The organism is Carnobacterium sp. (genome assembly GCF_032094055.1).
Taxonomy (GTDB): domain Bacteria; phylum Bacillota; class Bacilli; order Lactobacillales; family Carnobacteriaceae; genus Carnobacterium_A.
The window spans coordinates 6,018-10,447 of record NZ_DAMDAK010000033.1 but is presented as its reverse complement, the minus strand read 5'-3'; the positions used below and the strand labels follow the sequence as shown (position 1 = coordinate 10,447).

The window sequence follows — 4,430 nt, the reverse complement described above, 5'->3', positions numbered from 1 at the left end:
CTTTTTTTGCTTGCATATCATTGCTCCTAATTCTTTTCTGTCATTTCTATTGAATCTTTAAAAGATACTAAATCCACTTTATTTACAATACTCATTTCGTATATTAAGTTACCAAACACTTTATTTACAATACTTATGTTCATTAACTTTATTAAAGGATTAAACAGTTTAAGCATTTTCAACTTCTTTCCATGTGACTTGGCAATTAAATTAACCATTTCACCAGTATTTACATACTCAGCGTTCTGTGGAAAAAATAGTCCGCTACTAAAGTTATCAATCAATTGCTTAACAAACTCTGATAAATTATCTATATAGATCATACTACGTTTATTGTCAATATTCGGAAATATCGGCGTCTTCATAGCCAAAGCTGCTAGTCTTGGATAATTTCCTTTACATCCTTTTCCATAAACCATAGGAGGTCTTAATATTGCAACAATAAACGAGTCATCTGCTAAAGTCTTAATTAACTTCTCAGCTTCGATTTTAGATTTGCCATAAGCAGTATTTGGTTTTAGTTGTGTATCTATACTAATAATGCCATTCTCTAACCCGTATACACTCATTGAACTTAAAAAAATAAATTGCTTCACACCGTCTAGCTTAGCTTTTTTTGCAACCTCATACGCTAAGTCTCTATTCACTTTATAATAAAGTTCTTCATTTTCACCAGTTTCTTTAACATGGGCAATTCCAGCTACATGATAAATAGCATCATACTGACTAAACGTATTTTCTCTCCATGAGTTATCTTTCGTATCCATTGTATCTACTTGATATTTATTAGGTTCTCTCATAAGCCAATTATCTAAAGATGTACCTATGTAACTGTTCTTACCAGTAACTAATATATTTTTCATCTTTTAATGGTCTCCTCAGTTCTATTAGTTGCTTTAGATTTTGATCCAGTTCCACCTTCTACAACTCCGTCTGATTTTAATATACTAAAGATAGTGCCAAAGAAACATTTAACATCCATTAAAAACCCAATTTTTGCTACATATTCTCCATCCAACTCAGCCTTCGCATCTATTTCTAGTTCATCTCTACCATTAATTTGAGCCCATCCAGTAATTCCAGCAGGTATATCATTTGCTCCATACTTGTCTCTTTCTTCAATAAGATCATATTGATTCCAAAGAGCTGGTCTTGGTCCTATAATGCTCATTTCACCCTTAAAGATATTAATAATTTGTGGCAGTTCATCCAACGATGTCTTCCTTAAAAACTTTCCAACAGGCGTAATCCATTGATTTGGATTATCAAGGAGATGCGTAGGCATGTCTTTCGGTGTATCGATACGCATAGTTCTAAATTTCAAGATATAAAAATGTATTTTATGCATTCCCACTCTTTTTTGTTTAAATAGCACAGGACCTTTTGAATCTAACTTAATTGCAATAATAATGAGTAAGAATATCGGTGACAGAATAATTAATCCTATTAATGCTAGTATAAAATCAATCCAACGCTTAATAAACTTCTTGTACATCCGAAAATTCTCCTTCGTTATTAACTTTTTCTTGAGCAGAATGTATTGTTTCATTAACAGAAATTTCTTTTTTTTCGTTCGCAAAACCAATCAGCTGTTCTCTCAATTCATCAATAGAACAGTCATCTAAATGATGAACAAACTCCATTACTTCACTAACAGGTATATCAGTCACTTTACCGATAAATATTTTGTCATAGACTTTTTTATCCGTTTGTTCACTGCCCACTAGTAATTCTTCGTAAAGTTTTTCTCCAGGTCGGATGCCGGATTCAGTAATTTGAATTTCTTTTTCGGTAAAGCCACTTAATTTAATGACTTTTTTAGCTAAATCATAAATTTTAACCGGTTCACCCATATCCAAGATAAAGATTTCGCCTCCTTGTGCCAACGCTCCAGCTTGAATCACTAATCGGCTAGCTTCGGGAATAGTCATGAAATAACGTGTCATCCGAAAATCAGTCACAGTTACAGGTCCGCCATTTTTAATTTGTTCCTTGAATAACGGTACTACGCTGCCGCGGCTGCCTAAGACATTACCAAAACGAACTGCTGCAAATTTTGTTTTTCCCGGCTCATTTAAGCCAGTCACAATCATTTCTGCAATCCGTTTAGTTGCTCCCATTACATTCGGCGGGTTAACAGCTTTGTCAGTTGAAATCATAACAAAACTTTCTACTCCAGCTGACTTTGCTGCTTCTGCCATGTTTTTAGTACCGTAGACATTATTTTTGACCGCTTCACGCGGGTTGTATTCCATCATTGGAACATGTTTATGCGCTGCAGCGTGGTAAACGCGAGTAGGCTTATATTCTTCCATAATATGGAATATCCGTTTACGGTCACGAATATCCGCGATTACGGGAATGATCTCAATTGTATTGCCATAGGCATTATTTAATTCTTTATCAATTAAATAAATGGAGTTTTCTCCATGCCCAAGTAAAATGATTCGAGCAGGGGAAAAACGAGCGATTTGTCGGCATATCTCAGAACCAATGGATCCACCGGCTCCACTGACTAAAACCGTTTGACTGTTTAATTTTGTTGCTATCACTTGCATATCTAGTTTCACTTCATCTCTTCCCAATAAGTCAACTACATCGATTTCTCTGAATTGACTGACAGACAGCTTACCTTGCAAAACATCTTCAATAGAAGGCATTAGGTTCACAGCTACATCCACTTGATTACACAAATCTAAGATTCGTTCATATTCAACTGGATCCAATGAAGGAATGGCAATCGTTACTTGTTCGATTCGATGCTTTTTAACTAGTTCAGGGATATCAGCTATTTGTCCCAATACGCGTATGTCATATAGCAACATATTTTGCTTAGATAAATCATCATCGACTATTCCCACTACTTTAACATCACTGTAATTCCGCTTCAAATTGCGGACAAAAATACTCCCTCCATGACCAGCTCCCACAACTAAAGTTGGAATCTGCTTTTCAATGGAATGAGAATTAAGTTTACGATAATGGTGTTCGTGATAAATTCTCCAACCAATCCGGCTGCCCGTGATTAAAGCTGCTGAAAATAAGTAGCTCAGCAAAATAAATCGAAAGCTAACAGGTTGCAGAATAAGTAACGATATAAGTGCTGAGGAAATAAACGCTGCTGTTACACATCCAGCAATTGTAAGAGACTCTTTAATGCTAGTATAGCGGTTAATTTTTGAAAACAAATTTAAAAAGACCGCTAGAGTAAGGTAAATAAAAATCGTTAACCCCACTGTAAAAGTAATTGTTCTAAACGGTAGTTCTATGTAAGGATCTAAAAAAATATAAGCTACGATACTGGAGAGAGTGATTGCAAGACTATCGTAGCCTACTAAAATACTTTTCTTCATTGTTCTATTCATTGCTATCACTTCCTTTATGTTAAATAAAATTAAGTGTTTTATTTGTTTAATGTGTTGAAACAAAAATGTATTATTTATTTGCTATGGATCAAGCCTTTAGTCACTTACTGAAAAGCTTTGTCTTTTCGACTAAACGTTTTTCCGTTTTTTTTGGCAATCTTCTTTCATAATAAAATGGGCAAATTATTATATTATGCATCATAGATGTAATAAGCTAGTTTCGATCCGTTAATCACAGAACTTTCGGATATATTTACTGGTTCATTTTAAGTTGCATGGCTCCATTCAAAATAGACAGACAATAGAAGTAATATTTTTCTTTAGCTAGAGGTTAAAAAATAAAGAGTCCATAAAAGCGAGTATAGTCGCTGTCGGGAACTCAATCAATATGTATCGGTTGGTTTCGTAAATGAATTGAATTTTGTTGGTTTAAATATCTTCAAGTAACTCTCAGGTAATAAAAATTCTTTTTATTGAAGTAAGGTCAACGGGAATCTTTCGACTATCTGAGCATCCTTATTAAACAGCAGATAGCTCTTATAATATGGCTGTTTTTTTATTCCATACGCTCATTTTTGTAAGGATATGTCTCTAGGAGATGAGGTATTCCTCAGCAACAGCTGCGCGAGCCGTTGCTAAAGAATCGTCCATTTTTTGTACCAATAGCAATACCGGACAAAATGTAACAATGCAAGTCAAACATTCGTATTATTCCTTTTCTCCATAATAGTAATAGTAATTATCGCCTGACACTTCGACACGATTAAAAATAGCTCCAATCACATTGGCACTGACCATATCCAATAGTTCTTTTGATTTGCGAACCATCTCTTTGTCAGCTCCGCCTTTATTGATCACAAAAATCGTACCGTCAACTTTACTGGCCATGACTTGCGCATCTGTAACAGCTACAATGGGGGGCATATCAAAAATGACTAGATCAAATAGTTCTTCGAATTCCTTCATTAGTTGCGTCATACGATTTGAAGCCAACAATTCTGATGGATTCGGCGGAATTACACCGCTTGTGATCACGAACAGGCCTTCAGTTGACATTCGATGAGC

Annotated in this window: 4 protein-coding genes; all 4 read right to left on the bottom strand. The window is 35.0% G+C overall.

All coding sequences use genetic code 11. From position 1 onward, the window contains the following. Nucleotides 1-26: 26 nt before the first annotated feature. Nucleotides 27-863 (bottom strand): NAD-dependent epimerase/dehydratase family protein, encoded by an 837-nt coding sequence (locus RT405_RS06750; RefSeq protein WP_313468624.1) that lies wholly within the window; start codon nt 861-863, stop codon nt 27-29. Further along, on the bottom strand, nt 860-1,495 hold the full coding sequence (locus RT405_RS06745) for a sugar transferase (protein WP_313468622.1): 636 nt from the start codon (nt 1,493-1,495) through the stop codon (nt 860-862). Before RT405_RS06745 ends, RT405_RS06750 begins: the two co-directional genes overlap by 4 nt. Beyond that, nucleotides 1,476-3,365, bottom strand: coding sequence for a nucleoside-diphosphate sugar epimerase/dehydratase (locus RT405_RS06740; RefSeq protein WP_313468620.1), 1,890 nt, complete (start codon nt 3,363-3,365; stop codon nt 1,476-1,478). Before RT405_RS06740 ends, RT405_RS06745 begins: the two co-directional genes overlap by 20 nt. A gap of 708 nt (nt 3,366-4,073) precedes the next feature. Beyond that, the coding region (locus RT405_RS06735) for a CpsD/CapB family tyrosine-protein kinase (RefSeq protein ID WP_313468618.1) at nt 4,074-4,430 on the bottom strand (357 nt) is incomplete at its 5' end.